The sequence below is a fragment of the Clostridium sartagoforme genome (genome assembly GCF_039521405.1).
GTDB classification, from domain to species: domain Bacteria; phylum Bacillota; class Clostridia; order Clostridiales; family Clostridiaceae; genus Clostridium; species Clostridium sartagoforme.
In genome coordinates, this window is the sequence record NZ_BAAACH010000016.1 from 138,926 (window position 1) to 160,212 (window position 21,287).

Annotated in this window: 25 protein-coding genes; all 25 read right to left on the reverse strand. The window is 29.0% G+C overall.

The genetic code is table 11. From position 1 onward, the window contains the following. Window positions 1-10 precede the first annotated feature (10 nt). Entirely contained in the window at window positions 11-829 is an 819-nt protein-coding gene (locus ABDZ60_RS08155; protein WP_343777411.1) for a flagellin N-terminal helical domain-containing protein, read from the reverse strand. Window positions 830-987: 158 nt separating this feature from the next. Then, a complete protein-coding gene (locus ABDZ60_RS08160; protein WP_343777412.1) occupies window positions 988-1,800 on the reverse strand; it encodes a flagellin N-terminal helical domain-containing protein in 813 nt (270 codons plus the stop codon). A gap of 158 nt (window positions 1,801-1,958) precedes the next feature. Continuing rightward, window positions 1,959-2,771, reverse strand: coding sequence for a flagellin N-terminal helical domain-containing protein (locus ABDZ60_RS08165; RefSeq protein WP_343777413.1), 813 nt, complete (start codon window positions 2,769-2,771; stop codon window positions 1,959-1,961). Window positions 2,772-2,932: 161 nt separating this feature from the next. After that, on the reverse strand, window positions 2,933-3,265 hold the full coding sequence (locus tag ABDZ60_RS08170) for a flagellar protein FliT (RefSeq protein ID WP_343777415.1): 333 nt from the start codon (window positions 3,263-3,265) through the stop codon (window positions 2,933-2,935). A gap of 4 nt (window positions 3,266-3,269) precedes the next feature. After that, window positions 3,270-5,324, reverse strand: coding sequence for a flagellar filament capping protein FliD (fliD, locus tag ABDZ60_RS08175; protein ID WP_343777417.1), 2,055 nt, complete (start codon window positions 5,322-5,324; stop codon window positions 3,270-3,272). A 49-nt stretch (window positions 5,325-5,373) separates the two neighbouring features. Next, window positions 5,374-5,757, reverse strand: coding sequence for a flagellar export chaperone FliS (fliS, locus tag ABDZ60_RS08180; protein ID WP_343777419.1), 384 nt, complete (start codon window positions 5,755-5,757; stop codon window positions 5,374-5,376). 13 nt (window positions 5,758-5,770) lie between these two features. Next, entirely contained in the window at window positions 5,771-6,061 is a 291-nt protein-coding gene (locus tag ABDZ60_RS08185; RefSeq protein ID WP_343777421.1) for a hypothetical protein, read from the reverse strand. Between the two features lie 15 nt (window positions 6,062-6,076). Continuing rightward, a complete protein-coding gene (locus tag ABDZ60_RS08190; RefSeq protein WP_343777422.1) occupies window positions 6,077-6,427 on the reverse strand; it encodes a flagellar protein FlaG in 351 nt (116 codons plus the stop codon). A gap of 151 nt (window positions 6,428-6,578) precedes the next feature. Further along, window positions 6,579-6,803: a carbon storage regulator CsrA gene (gene csrA, locus ABDZ60_RS08195; RefSeq protein ID WP_343777424.1), complete on the reverse strand. Its 225-nt coding sequence runs from the start codon at window positions 6,801-6,803 to the stop codon at window positions 6,579-6,581. A 172-nt stretch (window positions 6,804-6,975) separates the two neighbouring features. After that, complete coding sequence (gene fliW / locus ABDZ60_RS08200; RefSeq protein ID WP_343777426.1) at window positions 6,976-7,401, reverse strand: flagellar assembly protein FliW; 426 nt, start codon at window positions 7,399-7,401, stop codon at window positions 6,976-6,978. A 13-nt stretch (window positions 7,402-7,414) separates the two neighbouring features. Next, window positions 7,415-8,410 (reverse strand): flagellar hook-associated protein FlgL, encoded by a 996-nt coding sequence (gene flgL, locus ABDZ60_RS08205; RefSeq protein ID WP_343777428.1) that lies wholly within the window; start codon window positions 8,408-8,410, stop codon window positions 7,415-7,417. An 11-nt stretch (window positions 8,411-8,421) separates the two neighbouring features. Next, window positions 8,422-10,257: a flagellar hook-associated protein FlgK gene (gene flgK, locus ABDZ60_RS08210; RefSeq protein ID WP_343777430.1), complete on the reverse strand. Its 1,836-nt coding sequence runs from the start codon at window positions 10,255-10,257 to the stop codon at window positions 8,422-8,424. Window positions 10,258-10,273: 16 nt separating this feature from the next. Further along, window positions 10,274-10,684 (reverse strand): flagellar protein FlgN, encoded by a 411-nt coding sequence (locus tag ABDZ60_RS08215; RefSeq protein ID WP_047001628.1) that lies wholly within the window; start codon window positions 10,682-10,684, stop codon window positions 10,274-10,276. Window position 10,685: 1 nt separating this feature from the next. Next, window positions 10,686-10,961: a flagellar biosynthesis anti-sigma factor FlgM gene (locus ABDZ60_RS08220; RefSeq protein WP_047001629.1), complete on the reverse strand. Its 276-nt coding sequence runs from the start codon at window positions 10,959-10,961 to the stop codon at window positions 10,686-10,688. 624 nt (window positions 10,962-11,585) lie between these two features. Next, window positions 11,586-12,668: a flagellar motor switch phosphatase FliY gene (fliY, locus tag ABDZ60_RS08225; RefSeq protein ID WP_343777433.1), complete on the reverse strand. Its 1,083-nt coding sequence runs from the start codon at window positions 12,666-12,668 to the stop codon at window positions 11,586-11,588. Continuing rightward, window positions 12,661-13,656: a flagellar motor switch protein FliM gene (gene fliM, locus ABDZ60_RS08230; RefSeq protein ID WP_343777435.1), complete on the reverse strand. Its 996-nt coding sequence runs from the start codon at window positions 13,654-13,656 to the stop codon at window positions 12,661-12,663. The genes fliY and fliM overlap by 8 nt, the downstream gene beginning before the upstream one ends. A 16-nt stretch (window positions 13,657-13,672) precedes the next feature. Continuing rightward, a complete protein-coding gene (locus ABDZ60_RS08235; protein ID WP_047001666.1) occupies window positions 13,673-14,071 on the reverse strand; it encodes a chemotaxis protein CheW in 399 nt (132 codons plus the stop codon). Window positions 14,072-14,094: 23 nt separating this feature from the next. After that, on the reverse strand, window positions 14,095-14,454 hold the full coding sequence (locus ABDZ60_RS08240; RefSeq protein ID WP_047001667.1) for a response regulator: 360 nt from the start codon (window positions 14,452-14,454) through the stop codon (window positions 14,095-14,097). 15 nt (window positions 14,455-14,469) lie between these two features. Further along, window positions 14,470-15,069 carry a chemotaxis protein CheC gene (locus tag ABDZ60_RS08245; RefSeq protein WP_047001668.1) on the reverse strand — a complete coding sequence of 200 codons (600 nt, stop codon included), beginning with the start codon at window positions 15,067-15,069 and terminating at the stop codon, window positions 14,470-14,472. A 14-nt stretch (window positions 15,070-15,083) separates the two neighbouring features. Continuing rightward, the gene (locus ABDZ60_RS08250) at window positions 15,084-17,096 is read right to left on the reverse strand and encodes a chemotaxis protein CheW (RefSeq protein ID WP_343777439.1); all 2,013 of its coding nucleotides are present in this window, start codon (window positions 17,094-17,096) and stop codon (window positions 15,084-15,086) included. Window positions 17,097-17,110: 14 nt separating this feature from the next. After that, the gene (locus tag ABDZ60_RS08255; protein ID WP_016208898.1) at window positions 17,111-17,875 is read right to left on the reverse strand and encodes a CheR family methyltransferase; all 765 of its coding nucleotides are present in this window, start codon (window positions 17,873-17,875) and stop codon (window positions 17,111-17,113) included. 8 nt (window positions 17,876-17,883) lie between these two features. Then, window positions 17,884-18,474, reverse strand: a complete 591-nt coding sequence (locus tag ABDZ60_RS08260) for a CheB methylesterase domain-containing protein (RefSeq protein ID WP_343777440.1) — start codon at window positions 18,472-18,474, stop codon at window positions 17,884-17,886. Between the two features lie 17 nt (window positions 18,475-18,491). After that, complete coding sequence (locus tag ABDZ60_RS08265; protein ID WP_084820777.1) at window positions 18,492-18,992, reverse strand: chemotaxis protein CheD; 501 nt, start codon at window positions 18,990-18,992, stop codon at window positions 18,492-18,494. Beyond that, on the reverse strand, window positions 18,989-19,435 hold the full coding sequence (locus tag ABDZ60_RS08270; protein WP_343777443.1) for a chemotaxis protein CheW: 447 nt from the start codon (window positions 19,433-19,435) through the stop codon (window positions 18,989-18,991). The genes ABDZ60_RS08265 and ABDZ60_RS08270 overlap by 4 nt, the downstream gene beginning before the upstream one ends. An 11-nt stretch (window positions 19,436-19,446) precedes the next feature. Then, entirely contained in the window at window positions 19,447-21,216 is a 1,770-nt protein-coding gene (locus ABDZ60_RS08275) for a flagellar assembly protein A (RefSeq protein ID WP_047001672.1), read from the reverse strand. Window positions 21,217-21,287 lie beyond the last annotated feature (71 nt).

Below are 21,287 nucleotides of genomic sequence, written 5' to 3' on the forward strand. Positions count from 1 at the left end.
TGTTCTCTAATTATCTCAATAATTGAAGAACGCCTTGTGGTTGTTGATTAGCTTGTGCAAGCATTGCTTGTGCAGCTTGTTGTAATATGTTGTTCTTTGAGAACGTCATCATTTCTTTAGCCATATCAACATCTCTTACTCTACTTTCTGCAGCTGTTAAGTTTTCTGATGCAGTTCCTAAATTATTGATTGTATGTTCTAATCTGTTTTGTAATGCTCCAAGCTTTGATCTTTCTGTTGAAACCTTTGTTATTGCACCACTTATATTAGAAATAGCTTTATTAGCAGCAGTTGTGTTAGTTACAGCAATATTTGCACCAGTTATACTTAAACTTCCAGCTGACATATTAGTAATTGATAAACTTATAGTTTGTCCCTTATTAGCTCCAACTTGGAATTGTTTTCCTGTTATATTACCATTTAATAATTTTTGCTCATTAAATTCTGTTTGTTCTGATATTCTTGTTATTTCTGAACTTAATTGTTCCATTTCTGCTTTTATAGCTGATCTATCTACACTTACATTTGTATCATTAGCTCCTTGAACTGCTAATTCTCTCATTCTTTGAAGTATTGAATGAGTTTCATTTAAAGCTCCTTCAGCTGTTTGAATTAATGATATAGAATCTTGAGCATTTCTTCCTGCTTGATCTAAGCCTCTGATTTGTCCTCTCATTTTTTCTGATATTGCAAGTCCTGCAGCATCATCACCTGCTCTGTTTATTCTTAAACCTGAGCTTAATTTCTCCATTGACTTACCAGCTGTTGCTGTGTTTCCTGTCATATTTCTGTGTGCATTTAATGCATTCATATTGTGATTAATTATCATAATAAATTCCTCCTTGATTTTTAAATTGACATCCTTGTCATAACTTTAGTTATATTATATAAAATATGTTTTCTTTATTAAGGGAAACTCCTTCTGAATATTTGGAAGGAGTAAGTGACTCACACAATTTTAGCTAACGCTTAAAATTGGTTCCCTGCTTATCTCAATAATTGAAGAACACCTTGTGGTTGTTGATTAGCTTGTGCAAGCATTGCTTGTGCAGCTTGTTGTAATATGTTATTCTTTGAGAACGTCATCATTTCTTTAGCCATATCAACATCTCTTACTCTACTTTCTGCAGCTGTTAAGTTTTCTGATGCAGTTCCTAAATTATTAATTGTATGTTCTAATCTGTTTTGTAATGCTCCAAGCTTTGATCTTTCTGTTGAAACTTTTGTTATTGCTACACTTATACTTGAAATTGCAGCATTTGCACTTCCAACACCACTAACAGCTAAGGAATTTACACCTAGATTTGTAGCTGACATACCACTAATTGATAAACTTATAGTTTGTCCCTTATTAGCTCCAACTTGGAATTGCTTTCCTGCGAAAGTATTGTCTAATAATTTTTGTTCATTGAATTCTGTTTGACTTGATATTCTTGTTATTTCTGAACTTAATTGGTCTATTTCTGCTTTTATAGCGGATCTATCTACAGTTACATTTGTATCATTAGCTCCTTGAACTGCTAATTCTCTCATTCTTTGAAGTATTGAATGAGTTTCATTTAAAGCTCCTTCAGCTGTTTGAATTAATGATATAGAATCTTGAGAGTTTCTTGCTGCTTGATCTAAGCCTCTGATTTGTCCTCTCATTTTTTCTGATATTGCAAGTCCTGCAGCATCATCACCTGCTCTGTTTATTCTTAAACCTGAGCTTAATTTCTCCATTGACTTACCAGCTGTTGCTGTGTTTCCTGTCATGTTTCTGTGTGCATTTAATGCATTCATATTGTGATTAATTATCATAATAAATTCCTCCTTGATTTTTAAATTGACATCCTTGTCATAATTTTAATTATATTATATAAAATATGTTTTCTTTATTAAGGGAAACTCCTTCTGAATATTTGGAAGGAGTAAGTGACTCACACAATTTTAGCTAACGCTTAAAATTGGTTCCCTGCTTATCTCAATAATTGAAGAACACCTTGTGGTTGTTGATTAGCTTGTGCAAGCATTGCTTGTGCAGCTTGTTGTAATATGTTATTCTTTGAGAACGTCATCATTTCTTTAGCCATATCAACATCTCTTACTCTACTTTCTGCAGCTGTTAAGTTTTCTGATGCAGTTCCTAAATTATTAATTGTATGTTCTAATCTGTTTTGTAATGCTCCAAGCTTTGATCTTTCTGTTGAAACTTTTGTTATTGCTGCACTTATATTTGAAACTGCGGTATTTGCATTTCCAACATTATCAACTGCTAAAGCATTTACTCCTAGATTCGCAGCTGACATACCACTAATTGATAAACTTATAGTTTGTCCCTTATTAGCTCCAACTTGGAATTGCTTTCCTGAAAAATTATTGTCTAATAATTTTTGTTCATTGAATTCTGTTTGACTTGATATTCTTGTTATTTCTGAACTTAATTGGTCTATTTCTGCTTTTATAGCGGATCTATCTACAGTTACATTTGTATCATTAGCTCCTTGAACTGCTAATTCTCTCATTCTTTGAAGTATTGAATGAGTTTCATTTAAAGCTCCTTCAGCTGTTTGAATTAATGATATAGAATCTTGAGAGTTTCTTGCTGCTTGATCTAAGCCTCTGATTTGTCCTCTCATTTTTTCTGATATTGCAAGTCCTGCAGCATCATCACCTGCTCTGTTTATTCTTAAACCTGAGCTTAATTTTTCCATTGACTTACCAGCTGTTGCTGTGTTTCCTGTCATGTTTCTGTGTGCATTTAATGCATTCATATTGTGATTAATTATCATAATAAATTCCTCCTTGATTTTTAAATTGACATCCTTGTCATATATTTATTGAACTCCTACCACTTAAGGTGGAGAAATTCTCTATATAGAGTTTAAGTTGCTTAAGCTTATATTATATATATCGTGTCATTTTATTTAACTTTATAGTTTTTATATTTTTTTTATATTTTTATATTAAAAAAATTATTTATTTTTCTATTTTTTTCATAAGCATTGTTAGCATTTTTAATTTTATGAAGTTTTTTTATTTCTTCTTTCACTTTTATCTGTTCTTCCTGTATAGAATTTTTTAATTTTTTATCAAGTTCTAATAATCCTTTTGATATATATACTTGTTTTACTTCTTTAACATTTATATTTTCATGCTTAAATAACTCATTAATTAATGCTTCTCGTTTATCCATAAGATTATTTAAATCTTTATCATCATTACTGATATTTTGTATTATATATTCTGTTATAATTTTATATTCTTCTAATATATTTTCTAACATAGTTTTAACCCATTCCCAATTGTTGCGTTAAATAACTTTGCTGAGAATTATATTTATTCATAATAGTTTCTAAAGTAGAATACTTTGAATATAAGGCTTGTTCTCTTCTAGCAAAATCTATTTCCATATCAGCCATCTTTTTCTCATATTCTTCAATTGATCTAGTTAAAGTATTGTTATATGCTGTAACTGTACCTTCATACCCTACTTTTTTCAGGAAATTAGAGGTTGAAGTCATAGTTTCGTTATATATAATATCTTTTATTCTTTGTATCAAACCTGTTTTGGAGTATTTTTGAGAATCCGAAAGATTTTCATCTGTAGGTTTTGATTTTATAAATAAATTCATTACTTCTTCTGAGTTTTCTTCTAAAGCTTTTGTTAATGTATTTTCATCTATAGTAAAAGTCCCATTTTTAGTTCCTTGATAATCTGAAACAGGTTTTATACCTATTTTCTCTAAATTAAGACCAGACCCATCTACTAATGTTCTCATAGAATTTTTCAAACTATTTGCTATTCTAGTTAAATCAGTATCTCTACTAAGTTGACCTTTTTCTACTTTTTCATTCCAAAGCTTTATTTCATTCTCAGACATCTCTTTCTTTTGATCTGCTGTTAAAGGATCAAAATTTCTATTTCTTTTTTCAGTGGTCAATTTATTTAACTTTTCAATTAAAGTATTATAATCATTAATAAATTTAACTAATTTCTCCTTAGTTTCTGTTACATCTACTTTACCATTTATAGTTATAGAACTATTTTCAGGTATATCACCATTAAACTTAAATGTTACTCCATCTAAAGTAATAGAATTACTTATACCATTATGAGTATAAATCCCACCAGTACTATTTTTGATTACAATTTCAGCATCTTGCCCTCCGGTAGCTAATTCTACTCCACTTCCTGCTATTTTAACATTAACTTCTTTACTAGCTCCTGCTACATTTGATGTTAATATAACTTTCCCAGTTTCGAAGCTAGCTGTGATAGCTATTCCTTGATCTTTTAATACTTTATTTATATGATCAGAAATTTCATTTTCAGTTATTTTTCCAGTTAAATCAACTAAGTTGCCGTTTATAGAAATCATCTTTCCTGAAATATCATCTACAGTTAAATCAATGGTATTTTTTGTAAATGTAGCATCTATTCCATTAGTAAGTTTCCCCACCACATTACCTATTGATAGTTTAGGATCATCTACCTTACTACCTAATACAGTAGTTTCAAAAGTAATCTCTCCAGTCTCACTAACCTTTGCTGTTAAGTTATATTCCTTTAATTTATCTTGAAGTAGTTTTTCTATATCTGAATTAGCAAGAGTATCATTAAGTTCTATTTCAACTTCTTTATCACCAATTTTAATAATTCCTACTGCATTTTTTAAATCTTCAATAGTAAACTTACTTCCATTGTCTTTTGCTATAGTTGAGGCCGTTGCATCAATTCCCTTTTCAACAGTTCCTATATTATTACCAAAGCTACCCCCTATAGTAAAATTACTATCTTTTCCTAAAACAGTAGATTCAAAAACAAATCCACTTTTATTAGTTCCAGTAGTAGATGCAAAATCAGTATATTTTACACTTACATTAATTCCTTTTGCCTTAAGTTGATTATTTAAATTGTTGGCTCTTTCTCTTACAGTATCACCTTTTAATGTAAACTCCTCTCCATTAATTAGTAACTTATCACCTTCATTTATACCTTCTGTAACTGATTTTTGGTTAGCCTTTGCATTTTTACCAGTTACAGTGTAGTTATCTATCTTTGCAGTGCTGCTACCTGTAACTGAAACTAAATTTTCATTTGAAGAAGTAAACTTAGTAGTTGACCAATTTTTACTTAATAACAAACTATCACTTTTTGTTATATCAAAATATTTATTGTAAAGCTCTCTAGAATCTTTTACTATTTCTCTATAAAGTTTTTGTTTTATTTCAAGTATTTCTTTTTGTTGCCCTTTTTTGTCTATTTTTATTCTATAAGGCTTCATGGAATCTGTAACTATTTGATCCATGTCCAAACCCGTTGCAAGTCCTGTTATCCTCACTTAAACACCCCCGATTTTAAATTAATAATACATAATTCATATTTATAAATTATCTAGATTTTCTAGATATTTCGTATGCTTCATGCCATATATCCCTAACATCTTCAATAACTGGCATAAGCTCCTCCAACATTTCAGCATCCTTTTTTAAATTTATTTCAAATAATCTTGTTTTTATAAAATCATACACTTTGTATATTTGATTTGCCCAGTCTCCTGCATTCTTATCTAAACTTATCATAAGTTCTGTAAATATATCTTGAACTTTAACTAAGTTTTTATGACTTTCAATTACATTCTTATCTTCTAAAGCTTGCTTAGCCATTTTAGCAAATTTTACAGCTCCATCTACCAACATTAATAGTAATTGTTCTTTTGATGCGTAGTTTACGCTATTATTTTTGTATACATTTAATGCATTATTACCATACATTCTTTATTTCCTCCTACTTTTTAACATCTAAAAATGTGCCATAACCCATTGCATTTAAGTTTTCTTCTTTTTCTCCATATAAGCTTATATTAGATTTATCTAATTTTGTTGCATTAATAGTAATTTTCTTTTTCTTCGCTTGTTCTTTTTCAGCTTCAACATATTCATTAAAGAATTTTTTCTTTTGCTTTTCACTATCTTTATTAATCTTTATATCAGATTTTCTATGAACCTTACCATCTTTAGTTTTTTCGTAAATTTTTTTCCTAATATCATTATCAATTTTATTAAGTAAGAAATTCATAGATTCATCCTCCTATTAAGCTTTTTTATCTATTGCAACACCTACTAGTTCCATCATCTTTGCAACTAAATCTAGTATTTTTTTTGGTGGACATTCCATTATAACTTCTTTTGTATCTTGATTTATTATTTTTACCATTACATCTCCAAGCTTTTCATGGATAGAATACTCCGCATATGTATGCTCATCTTTTAGAAATTTATTTAATTTATCTACAGCTTTTGATAAATCTTCTTCTCTGTATCCTTTATTTTTATTTGTTATAGCCTCAACTACATCCTTGTTTACTGAAAGCTTGTTAACCTCTTTATTCTGTACTGTATTTAGGTTAGCTTGTCCTCCTTGACTTGTAACCTTTATTTCCATACAACTCCACCTCCCCCTTTTAGTAATTGATAATTAATAATGAATAATTGAAAATTATAGATTAATCCCCTATGGAGTTTAGAAATGTTCTTAATTCAGCACAGCAGAATTATTTCCTAAATTGTTAATCTTTAATTATCAATTAAATAAACTACTTTTTACCCAAATTTTTAAGTAAATTTATATTAACATTCATTTTTGTTGCTTCCTTATTTTGATTTTGAACTTCTTCATAAAGTTCTTTTCTTAAAATAGTCATTTCTTTAGGTGCCTTTATTGCTAACTTAACACTACCATCTTCTATTTTTGAAATAGATATTTCTATATCATCACCTATTAAAATAGACTCCCCTTTTTTTCTTGTTATAACTAACAAACTTAACACACCTTTCTTCAGTTCACAGTTTACAATTATAGGTTAAACTCCTAAGGAGTTTAGAAATGTTCTTAATTCAGCAGCTGAATCATTTCATAAATTATTAATCGTTAATTATTAATTGTACCTATTACCTGTTACTTATTATCTGTCCCATGTTACCTATTCCCTCTTACCTATTAAAAACTTTTTCCTTTATTCCGTACATTTCCTTATCTAAAATATATTGTTCCCCTTTTTTGTTTTTTATATTTATTACTAAAGGCGCCTTTAAATTTGCTGTTATTTCTTCTACTTTTGAATTAAGTGTAACTATTGAGTATAAAAGTGCTTCATCTGACCCCTCAAGCTTTAAGTTCTTTATTATTTCATCACTTATTTCTATTTCATAGTTATCTTTTATAAAAAATGGAGAAATAATTATAAAACCTATTTCTTTATCTTCTATTGATTGTAAAATACTAAAAGGACTTTCTTCTTCAACTTGTTTTATTACATACTTTTTCAAGTCACTAAAACCTGGTAATCCTTTTTCAAAATATATTATTTCATTCTTTTCATATATTATTTTTCCATGTATTGGTGATATCAATTCCATATTATATCATCTCCTATCTTAGGAAATCTAAAAGCGAAGGTTGAATAATTTTTGCACTTACTTGAAGAGAAGCCATATATACATTTTGTGCAACTGCCGCTTCTATGTTTTTTTGTGCAAGATCTATATCTTCTGTTTGTGATAATATATCTGTTAAGTTAAAATTTTGATCTTCATTTTGACTTCCTGCAGATTCCATTCTATTTTGTTTTGCACCAACTTCTGCTCTTATTCTTAAAAGATTAGATACAGTTTCATCCATAACTTTCAGATTTTCGCTTGTTATTTTCACACCATCTAGTGGATTTTCTGAAGCCACATTATTTGTTATATCCTTTAATAAATCCATAACATTAATACTTGCTCCATTTTTATCTTTAAATAATAGTATATCTGTAGCTGAAACATTATAATCCATTGTAACACCTTGTGAAACTTCAACAGCAAGTTTTTTATTAATCATATTTATTTGATTTTGTACATCTTCATCTAAATTATCAATATTTAAAACTTCTCCATTATTCCCACTTAGATGAAGAGAATTATTTCCTGTAATTATATTTTTATCAGTTCCAATTGGTTTTGTACTGCCTTTGCTTCCTCCAAAAATATATTTACCATCAAAGTTAGTATTTAATATTTGAGCTATTTCATTCACTTTTTCATTCATTTCATCTTTTATTGCTCTTTTTTCATCACTTCCATAAGCTGCATTTCCAGCAGAAACCATTAGTTCTCTAAATCTTTGAAAGCTATTTCCTAGTTGTTCTAAGGCGGTGTCTGTAGTATCTAGCCAATTTATTGTATCTTTTATATTTTCATTATATTGAGTATTAGCGTTTATATCTGAATTTAACTGCATACTTCTTGCAACTTTAAAAGGGTTATCTGAAGGTCTTCTAATCTCCTTTCCAGAAGTAAGCTGATCATTTATTCTTTTCATGTAATTTTGATTTCTATTAAGATCTTTTAAAAAACTTTTACTCATCATCTGATTTGTAACTCTCATTTATTCCCCTCCTATCTCTTTAATCCATTTACTATAACATCTAAAAGTTCATCTACTGTTGCTATTATTTTTGCATTTGCATTATAAGCATGTTGGAATTGTACCAAATTTGCCATTTCTTCATCTAAGGATACACCTGATACTGAAGCCCTTGTTTCTTCTATACTATATAATAAATCTTCTTGATTTGTAACCATTCTTTGTGCTTCTTGAGCTTGTACTCCTAATCTATCAATAGTATCTTTAAAATATGAACTTAAAGTCATTCCTGATGAACTATTTTCTAGCTTTAATCCATTATTTGAAAGAGTACTTCCACCTTTATTTTTATCGAACATATCTTTTCTTGAAATTACTTTTTCATCTATATCTTGAATTCTTATTAATGAATCTCTAAGTTGTGCTATTGCTAATGCTCTAGCTCCATCACTTTCTCCATCAAAATTATTTTCATTGGTATATGCAAATAAATCATCATGGGTTCTAGTTTTTATTTTCATTACATCTTCTAGAATTTCTTTGTTTACAGATATATTCTTAGCTGTTATATTTTGCTCTGATAGTAATGTTTCATCTAAATTTTGTAAAAGCCCATTGGCTCTATAGCTTGCTATATCCTTATTTACGAAAAATGGTAAAAAATCTTTTTCAGGTCCAGCTGTATTGTTTAGTGGATCTTCAATTCCACTATGAACAGCATTTACAGAAAATGCTATAGATTTAGCTAATTTATTTAGTTGATTCATATAATCTTCTATGTCTTTTTGTACTGATACAAGCCCATTAATACTACCTGTCTCAGGCTTAAATATCATAAGTTGTGAAGAACTTATCGTTTCTCCATCTCTTATTGGATACCCATCTCCTTTAGCAGCTTGTCCAGTCTTATCAGCCCATAAAACCCTATTATCTTTAATTTCTTTTGCTTGCTCTGGTGTTAAATTTGTTACTTTTAAAGTTTGTTTATTAGATTCACTATTCATATCACCATTTTTATAATATGTAACTACATACGTCTTACCCGATAAATCACTTGAATCTAATTCAACATTACTTATATAAGAAAATCTACTAAAATCTCCATTCGGACTAGAGTTTACTAAATTTGGAGACGTTATTTTTCCATCTGCTACTGGTTTTACATCTATTCCATTAAATTCTTTCTTATCCACTTGAATGCCAAATTTATAACTTAATTCATCTAATAACGTATCTCTTTTATCCATTAAATCATTTGGAGTGTTTCCTGCAACGGTTACGTTGATTATTTCTTGATTTACTCTATCTAATTGTTCTAAGACACTATTTACCTCAGTAACAGAGCTCTTTAGCATCTCTTGAGCATTAGTCTGTAAATTCTCAAGTTTTGTATAAGTTGCATTTAATGCATCTGCTAAAGCCGCTGTTTGTTGAGCTACTACAGTCCTTGCATTTGAACTGTTAGGTTGCTTCGATAGCTCTTGAAATGAATCAAAAAACTTTCCCATTAAAGTAGAAATCCCAGTATCGGATGGTTCATTAAAAACACTTTCTACTTGATAAAGAAAATTACTTCTCATATCATATTTTCCTAAAACTGCATTTTCGTTTCTTACTTGATAATCCAAGAAACTATCTCTAACTCTCTCTATTGCTTGAACTTGAGCTCCTGTTCCAAGTTGCCCTGCTTGGACGGATGACCCCATAGAAGTTCCTCCATAAGGTCTTGTTGTTTCTATCTTTGCTCTTTGTCTTGAATATCCAACAGTATTAGAGTTTGCAATATTATGAGAAGTTACATCTATGCTTTTTTGTTGTACATTCATACCTCTTTTAGCCACATTGAATGTTGAAAATAATCCTGACATCTCTTACCTCCTCATATTATCTTCTTATATTTCCGTAAGAGTTATAAATTGGTATATCTCTTTTAGGATTTATAAGGTTTAAAAGCTTATTTGTAAAACTCAACTGTTGCTTAATTAACAAATCATTAGTATCTTTTTGAAGTATCATTTCATTTAATAATTTTTGTATTTTTCTATATACATCTTCCAACTCTTCATTCTTTGAAGATAGTATAATATCTTTAATAGACTCTTTTCCTAATACTTTTCTTCTATTAACTTCACTCTCTGCAACAGTTCTATTTTTTAATTTTATTTCTTCAACTAATGATTCCATTCCAAATACATCTTTGTTTATAATTAACTTATATTGTTTATCCAATAATATCAATAATTCATTTAATTCTTTTAATTCTACTTTAAGAACTTCTATTAAACTATTTATCATATTACTCTTTTCCCTTCATGGCATCAAACATTCCTTTAGCGATAAGCTTTGCATCATATCCATATGTTCCATTTTGAATACTGTTCTTAATCTCTACGATTTTTTTACTATTATCATAATTACTTTCATTTATTGAATAATCCTTTAATATTTTAGCCTCATCTGATAATTCAATTCTGTCATAAACTTGTTTTTTTTCTAATTTTTCTATTTTATTAGAAGTTACCTTATTATAATAGTTTATTCCATTTGTGTAACCTACACCCTTAATATTCATAATTGCCTCCTAATAATTTCATTTAAAATTACTTCTATCATTCTATATATTTATTTATCGTAATAATTCTTTATAAGTTTAGCTATTAATTCAAATTTTATTAATCTCCACATTTTTCAGTTCACAATTCACAAGGTACAATGCACAGTTATTTTGATTTTATAGGTAACAGGGAACAGGTAGCAGGGAACAAGCTCAATTATAGTCTGCTCCACTTAACTAAGTTTTTAATTTACCTCACCAATTATTTTTTACCAATAACTTAATTCATTATTAATTTAAATTCTTAATATAAGTTGGCGAAGGTAAATAGACGGTGAAATAAGCATATAGCGAGAAACTAGAAGTACTTGGTGAAGGAAGAACTACTATGCCTTAGTGTTGTTGGTTTGTCTGAGCGCAACGAGTTTAACCAAAACTCTTGGCATAGTAGTTCTCCCAGCCTAGTACTTCTTTGCGTAGCTATTTAGCTTATGAAACATATCTATTTATCGTAGCCTTTATATTCGCAATTTAAAACTAAAGATTTTATAGTTTTCTCATAAATAGAAAAAAACTCCCGTAAGAGTTTTTTCTATATTTCTATTATCAATTATTAATTAATAATTTAACAATCCATATGTATTATTTAAGTGATCTTATTCTATCTGCTCCACTCACAATACTTGTTATTCTAACTCCAAAGTTTTCGTCAACAACTACAACTTCTCCATAGGCTATTTTTTTACCATTTATCAGAATTTCTACTGGTTCTTCTGCAAGCTTATCTAATTCTATTAGAGATCCTGTGCTTAAATTTAATATATCTTTAATACTTTTTTTAGTTCTTCCTAAAATTACAGAAACCTCCAATGGAACATCAAGTATTAAATCTATATTTTTATGTGATTCTCCAATAATACCTTGTGATAAAGGTTCAAAGCTAGCACCATGTACTTCTATATGTTTTTCTTCTACTTTTTTTGTTTCTACAGTACTTATAGGCTTTTCTTCTATTTTATACTCTCTATCATATGCCGCTTCTTGAACTATCTCTTTATCAACTTCTTTTTCTTCACCCATCATTATAGTTACAATCTTCTTTGCTGTATCTATAGGTAGTATTTGCATCATATTGGATTGAAGTAATCCTTCTATAGTCAAATCAAAACGAACTTCAACTATTGCTTCATCCTCCGGAATATTTTCTGATACTTTTTCATTAATATCTCTCCATATTGTTGACTTCGGAGGTGATATATTTACTTCTCTTGCAAACATGGTTGCCATAGATGTTGCTGCTGATCCTATCATTTGATTCATAGCTTCTTGAACTGCACTTACTTCTATCTCTGAAAGCTCTGTAGTATTGACTTGACCATCTCCACCCATCATAAGATTCGCAATTACTGCTGCATCTGTTGTTTGCATTATTAATATATTTCTTCCGGTTATTCCAGATACATATTCTACATCTAAAATTATATTAGGATACTCAAAATTATTTTTTATTTCTCTTAAGGTTGTTATCTTAACCTTAGGAGTTGTTATATTAACTTGTTTATTTATAAGCTGATAAAGAGCTGTTGATGCTGATCCCATAGAAATATTTCCTATTTCTCCAAGCAGATCTTTCTCTATATCTGATATTAGCTCTGGCTCTTGAGTTTCCATACTGCCATTTAACAATGAGTCTATTTCCTCTTGAGATAAAAACCCATTACTCATTCTCAATCACATCCTTATCTATAATATCTAAAAGCTCTATCCCTATATTTTTTCCTATAGTCCCAGGCTTTGCTATAAAACATTCTTCATCTTCTACAAAAACTCTTACAGGATCACTGTATTGAGAATTTAATATTAAAACATCTCCCCTAACTAACTTTAAAAAATCGTCAATGGTTATATTTGTTTCACCTAATTGAACATGCATATTTACCTCTACAGGCTCCATGCCTTTCTTAAGTTTTTCTCTAGATTCATCCTGAAGTTCTGATTCATCTGTTTTAAACCAATATTGAACAACAAGTTTATCTAACACTTTTTCTACACTTAAATACGGAATACATAAATTCATATATGTCGTACTTTTTCCTAGCTCAACAGAAAAACTAAGTAGGGCAACAGGTTCATTAGGTGCTAATGTTTGATTGGCTGATGGGTTAGTTTCAAGCCCTTCAAATTCTGGTTTCACTTCTAATATGCCATCCCAAGCTAGAATCAAGGACTTTATCATCTCTGAAGTAATATTAGATATAATGTTTTTATCTATTTCAGAGAATTCTTTTGCTCTTTCTTCCCTGTCACCTGTTCCTCCTAAAAGTATATCTAATATTTGAAATGAAAATTGTGGATTCATTTCTAATAATATATTTCCTTGAAGTGGCGGCATTTTAAAAATAGTCAGTATAGTGGGATTAGGAATAGAGTGAACAAACTCTTCATAGGTTATCTGCTCTACACTTTGAATATCTACTCTAACATGTTTTCTAAGCTGTCCTGAAAGGTAATTGCTTATTATTCTTGCAAAAGCATCGTGAACCATTTCTAAAGTCCTTATATGGTCTTTTGAGAACTTTTGAGGACTTCTAAAATCATATTTCTTTATTTTGTGTTTTTCTTCTTTTTCTTTTAGCTGTTCTGGTTCAACATCTCCTGTAGATAAGGCAGAAAGAAGAGCATCTATTTCGCTTTGACTTAAAACCTCTGCCATTTTTCTCCCTCATTTCTTAGTGGTTTAATATTTTTTCTATATCTATTACTGTTAGTAATCTACCTTCTAAGTCAATTACTCCCTTTATATATCCTTCAGTATTATGAGTTTCTAGCTTTTGCAATTTATATTCATCTATATCTATGACTTCTTCAACTTCATCTACTGATATGCCTATTTCCTCTTCATCAACCTTTAATATTATTATATTATTTTGTTCTTTCTCAGATTTTATATTTAGTAATAAATTAACATCAACTAAGGATTTTATACTTCCTCTGAGATTTATCAACCCTTTTATATACTCTGGAGATTTAGGCACCTTTGTTATAGTCATCATATCATTTATGCTTAGTATTTTGTCTGTTTCTACTGCAAAATGCTCTTCCCCTAATTTAAATATTACAAATTGCATTTAACTTGCCTCCTAAATAGTTTTTAACCAACTACCTTTCTTATTGCTTCTAACACCCTATCCGCTTGGAATGGTTTTACAATAAAATCTTTTGCACCTGATTTAATTGCATCCATAACCATTGATTGTTGTCCCATAGCAGAACACATTATAATCTTTGCAGCTGAATCAAATTTTCTAATTTCCTTTACTGCTTCTATTCCATCCATATCTGGCATAGTTATATCCATTGTTACAACGTCTGGATTTTCTTTTTTATATAAATTTACCGCTTCTATTCCATTGCAAGCTTCTCCTACAACTTCGAAACCATTTTTTTGTAATATATCCTTTATCATCATTCTCATAAAAGCTGCATCATCTACTATTAAAACTTTTGTCATTTTAATCCCTCCAAATTATCTTATTCCTAGTGATTCTAAAATTTTTTCTAATGATCCTGGAGCAGGTACAAAATAGAAATGTCCTTCTATTTTGTGGCTTCCTTCTCCTATAAATAATGTTTCTATATCTAAAACATACTCTTGGTGCTGACCTGTTTCAACAAAAGTTGAAACAAGTATTGCACTTAGCATGTCATTAGCTACCGCAGGTACTGAAGCTGTTGCCTTTAATCCTGTAAAATTTGCGATTGCATTCATAAAAGATGAGGATATTATATTACCTATCTCACCTATAACTGATATCCCCATTTCTGTTAATGTTTCTTCATCATTAGAAATCATTTTTGATATCATGTTTAAAGCTACATCTTTTTCAAACACATAAAGAATACTTCCTGGAATATCATCAAGCACTTTTACTAATACAGCTACAACTTCATTTTCTTTATAACTATTAAATAATTCGTCAAACTCTATCAAGTTTGTACTTGGAACTGACATATCTATTTTGGTTCCAAGCAACATTGATAAAGCTGTTGCTGAATTTCCAGCTCCTATGTTAGAAACTTCCCTTAAAGCATCTAATTGAAAGGTTGTTAAATTTTTGTATTCCATAAAAATCCTCCTCTCTAAATCAATGCTGCCACATCAAGAATCAATGTTACTAAACCATTTCCAAGTATTGTAGCTCCTATATATTCCTTTAGTGATCTTAAAGTTTTTCCTAAAGGCTTTATTACTATTTCTTGCTGACCAAATAATGAGTCAACTAGTAATCCAACGGTTTTTTCTCCTATCTTAACTATAATTATGAATTTCTTCTTACTCTCTGTAGTTTCAATTCCAAGTCTTTCATTTAATCTTATTAGAGGTATAATGTTATCACGATAAACTATTACTTCTTCTCCATTAGTCTTTTTGATATTTTCTTCTTTATAATCTATAACTCTATCTATAAATCCTAAAGATATTGCTAAAGTTTCATTTCCTACTTTAACTAAAAGAGCTTGAATTATTTGAAGAGTTAAAGGTAATTTTATAATAAAACTTGATCCCTTTCCTTCTTCACTTATAACATCTACAGTTCCTCCTAAGGAAGAAATTTTAGTTTTAACAACATCCATTCCTACCCCACGTCCTGATATGTCTGTAACTACTGTATTAGTACTAAAGCCTTGTGCAAATATTAAGTTTCTAATATCATTATCACTAAGTCCATCAGTATTTATACCAACTTTTTCAGCTTTAGCTTTCACCTTTTCAAGATTTATTCCAGCTCCATCATCACTTACCTTTATTAATGCCTTAGTTCCTTCTTGATAAGCTACTAATTTTATTGTTCCAACAGGGTCTTTTCCTTTTGCAATTCTTTCTTCTTTACTTTCTATTCCATGATCTGCTGCATTTCTTAAAAGATGTATTAATGGCTCTCCTATTTCGTCTATAACAGTTCTATCTAATTCTGTTTCAGCACCTTCTATAACAAAATTTATCTCTTTTTTAAGTTCTACTGATAAATCTCTTATCATTCTAGGGAACCTATTAAATACAACTTCTAAAGGAAGCATTCTTATCTTCATTACCAAGTCTTGTAAGTCAGATGTAGTTCTTTCAACTTGCTCTAAAGTTTCTATAAGTTCTTGTGATTTATCATTAATTACAATTTGTTCTAATCTTGTTCTGTATATAACAAGTTCTGAAACCATGTTCATAAGCTTATCAATTCTTTGCAAATCAACCCTAACTGATTGGTGAGCTTTTTTATTATTTTCTCTCTTCTTTTCTTGTTTTTCAACTTTATTTTTTACTAAATCTTCTTTTATATGAATTTTTTCTAATTCACTTACTATTTCATCATTAGCGATATTTTTTTCTGTTATAAAAGCATCATCTAAAACCACATATGAAGTTTCCACACTTCTGATCTCTGAAATATTCATAACTAAGTCTTCTATTTCTTCCTTAGACTTAGATGTTATCAAAACAAAAAATAATTCTGTATCAAATTGTTCATTTTCTATATCTTCTGTTGATGGAAAAGATTTTAATATCTCTCCTTGAGTTTCAAGTTCCTGAACTATTAAAAATGCTCTTGCTGATTTTAATAAAGTATCTTCTCTTAATATTATTTCTATATTAACTCCATTAAAGCCATTTTCACTTGCTTGCTTCATTACTGATAAATCATATTGATTTAATTCAATTTTTGTAGAATTATTAATATTTTCTTTGTTTATTTCTTCTTCTTCTTTTTCTTCTATCTTATTATTAACTACATTTTCTAGATCTTCTATAATATTTTTTATTTCTACATCTTCATCGTTACCATCTTCTATATTGCTAACCATTTTTTCTAAAGTATCTAAACAATCAAATAGTACTGTAACTACATTTCTAGTAACGCTTAATTTTCCTTCTCTAAACCTTGATAAAACATCTTCCATCTTATGAGTTAATTCAGCTATATTACTATAACCCATTGTAGCTGCCATTCCTTTTATAGTATGAGCTACTCTAAATATTTCATTCACCTTATCTATATTATTTGGATTTTGTTCTAAATCTAATAGCGCTTCATTTAAATTTTGTAAATTATCCATTGATTCTTCTAAAAACATTCCCATGTATTGAGATACGTCCATTTTATTTCACCCCTTTATACTTTCTTATAAATAAAAGTAGATACTTTTTCCAAGCCATACTCTTTATAATTATAAATACTTTCTGTAGCTCCTACAAATAATAATCCACCTTTTTTTAAGGAATCTGCAAATCTTTTGAAAATATCTTTTTTTACTTCATTTTTAAAATATATTATTACATTTCTACATACTATCAAATCAAAATCTTTATCATAATAATCTAAAATCAAATCGTGCTTTTTGTAGGTAACCATTGATTTTATTTTATTTTCTATTATGTACTTATCTTTTACTACTTTAAAATATTTTCTTTTATATTCTTCATTTATGTTTTTCATTTCAGCTTGTGTATACTCTCCAAGCCTTGCTCTCTTTAGTATAGTATCGTCTATATCTGTTGCAATTATGTTATTTCTACCATTTGAATTTATTTCACTTAACATCATGGCAATACTATAAGGTTCACAACCTATTGAACACGCTGCACTCCAAACTTTCAATCTATTATTAGCTAAAATATAATTTTTCAAAGTATTTTCTAATTCACTAAATAGTTCTGGATTCCTAAAAAATTCTGTAACATTAATGGTTATAAAATCTAGGAATCTTTGCCTTTCATCTTTATCTGATAATAAAAGTTTTTTATAATTTTCTAAGGAATCTACTCCTATTCTCGACATTAAGCTTCCAATTCTTCTATTCAATTGTTCTGGCTTATATGCATTTAAATTAATATTGAACTCTTTATATATCCAATTGTGAAACTCTGTAAAGTCCATATATCCTCCTAAGTCGCATTAACTAAGCTTTTTATTTTTGCTGTAATATTATTCAATGAAAGTACATAATCTACACATCCAGTTTCATATGTAACCTTTGGCATTCCATAAATTATAGAGCTACTTTCATCCTGTGATATAGTTATTCCTTTGTTCATTTTTACAACTACAGTTCCTTCTGCACCATCTTTTCCCATGCCAGTAAGCACAACAGATATAATTCTATTTCCATATATACTAGATGCTGATATAAACAATTTATCTGCAGCAGGTCTTACCCCCCAAATTGGTGGCTCTTGATTAAGCCTTATAATGCCACCTCTTTCTACTATCATGTGATAACCGCCTGGCGCAATATATATTTTGTTTTTTTCTATTTTTATACCATTACTAGCTTCTAAAACATTCAACTGACATTTTTTATTTAATCTTTCTGCAAAGGCTCTTGTAAAACCACTTGGCATATGTTGAACTACTAAAACTGATATATTCAAGTCTGTAGTTAATCCTGAAATAACTTTTTCAATTGCATTTGGTCCACCTGTTGATGCTCCTATTAAAATTATATCTCGTCTATTCTTCAAGTCATTATGTACCAAAATAGTGCATCCACCTCCTATAGCCTTTTTAGTCCACTTCCTATACTTTTAATTGTTACTGCACCATCTTCGCTTTCTAAAATCATAGTCCTTCCTTTGTTCCCACCTGTATCTTCAGCTATTATCGGGATAGATAGTTTATTTAGCATTTCTACAACTGCAAGACTATTTCTTTTACCTACATCACTTATTATTTTCTTATCTGGAAAATTAAACATAGATGCTCCACCTGCTATTTTGCATATAATATTATTTTTTCTACATCCAAGAGATATCATTTCTGATAATAATTTTTCAATTCCTAAATCTGCATATTTAAATGGATTTACTATATTTTTAAACTGTGTGCTATCTGGTAACATTATATGAACTAGTCCTGCTATTTTTTTTTCTTTATCATATAATGCTATACCAACACAAGATCCAAGTCCCAAAGTTATTAGCCTGTCTGGGGTAGATACAACTGCAGCATCAGCTATTCCAACTCTAACCTCTTTTTTATCTTCCAAATTTGTCACCCCTGAAAAATAATCTCTTCTTCTTCTATCGTTAATATTTTTTCTAAATCTAACATAATAATTATATTATTATGTTTTTTTACTAACCCCTTTATATATCTTTTTGATATTAAGGTTGAAAGACTCTCTGGATTATTTATTTCTTCTTCTAATATACTTTGAACTTCACTAACACTATCCACGCATATTCCAAATTTTCCTACATTTCTTTTTACCACTATAATCTTCTTGTCTAAACTATTTTCTATTTTTAATTTAAATTTGTTAACAAGATTTATAATAGGTAAAACCCCATTTTCATAGTTGATTACACCATCTAAAAAGCTTGGTGAATCTGGCAATGCAGTCGGCTCTTCATAGCCTAAAATTCTTTCTACTTCCATTATGTCTGTAGCATAAAATTCATTACCTAATTTAAAGACTAGTATTTTTATCTCCTTCATTCTCTTTCCTCCTATAGAAGTAATTTTTCTACGTTTAAACTTCCATCTTTTTCTATGTAAGCATGTACATTTTTTGATGGTTTTTCTAGAATATATTTTTTATTTCCTATAATAAAAATAGTGTTATGATACGCAATATCTACATTTATCTCTCCATCCTTCTCAACTTCCAAGCTTGTAACTACCCCTGATTCACTTCCTATAATAGAAGCTTTAATTAGCTTGCCTGCTTTTAAGTGACCACCCCTACACACTGAATTTCCTTTTAAAAAATTAATATTACAAGATGCATATAGTTTACTAGTAAATAGCCCTTTTCCTGTTATATTTATATTTCCCATAACATTTATTTGAGATTCTTGAGCATATTCTATTATTAAGTCGGAAGCTATTACAACCTCTTTCTCAAGATCCTCTATTTCCTTATCTAATTCAAACATTATTTCATCTAATTCGTTTATATTTTTTATATTACTAGGAGCTGCTCCTATGAGCTTTTCTTTTACTAACTTAACAACTCGTGAATTATGACAATCATCTTGCATTGTATGTGAAATAATCTTAATGCAAACTTTTGGGATATTCTTATATTTTGTTTCTATTAATGACTTAATTATCATTCCATATGTTACATTGTTTTGAACAAAATTATGATCTTTAAGATATACTATATTATTTATTAATGATTTTAAATAATCTTTTAATTCCCTTAATTCCTTAATTCGTTTTTCTTTAATTAAGTCTTTACCTCCTATATCAATAATAGAACTAACTATATTCCCTTTAATTTCAGATGTGTCTTTTGCTTCAATAAATCCGCTAAATACTCCATTTTTTATAAGAACACTTCCTTCAGAATATACACTCATTCCTTCTGTTACTTTACCATTTATTTGAACATTAGCAGGAAATTTAATATTACCTGTAGAAATTGTAACATCTTTATTTAATACATACATTGGTTCAACCCATACTTTTCCTTTATCAAAGCATGGTTTTCCATCTATAGTTGAAATTATTAAATTATCTTTTAACTTAGAACCTTGTCCTGCTGAAAAAACAATTTTTTTCTTTTCTTTTCCTGGTATCTTTTCTGAAAAAACATTTCTTCCATCAACACCATTTTCTCCTTTTATAATTTCGGCTAAAACTTCACCAGCTTTAACACTTACTATAAAATTAAAATCTCTATAATCAACTTTTTCTACATCGTCATCTATTTTTATTTTATTACTAGAGTTAAAAAATATTTTTATACTATCTTCAATTGGTTCTTTAGCCTTTATCCCTCTAGCTATTATCTTTCGGTAAACATTTCCACTACTTGCTATATACTTTATAGCATCATTATCAATTCCATAAGATATTCTAACCTTTTTTAACTCATTATTTAGCTCACTTTCGTTTATTATTGGAGGTTCAGCTTCTTCTTTAGCTTCTATATCTAAAATTAAGTTACTACTTGCCTCTATATCTTTTAAATAATATACGATTTCTTTTTTATATGTTATCGAAATATAAGCTTCTGTTTTATCTTCATTCAAACTTATATCTATAATTCTTTGTCCTTGCTCTCTAAACTCCTTAAATTCTATGTAGTCATCTTCACTTATGCTATGGGGTTTATTTATTCTTTTTTCATTTATATATAATTCTCCTCGTGAAGGTGGAGAAATAATTGCAAGCTTACCATTATTTTCTGGATTTTTTACTATTATCTCCCTATTTTTAACATAAACACTTCCATCTATAGCACTAATACTATTATGATTTTCCCCCATATTATCATACACCTTCCAAATTTTATATTATTAATCCAATAATTTAATAATACCATAATTTAAAATATATT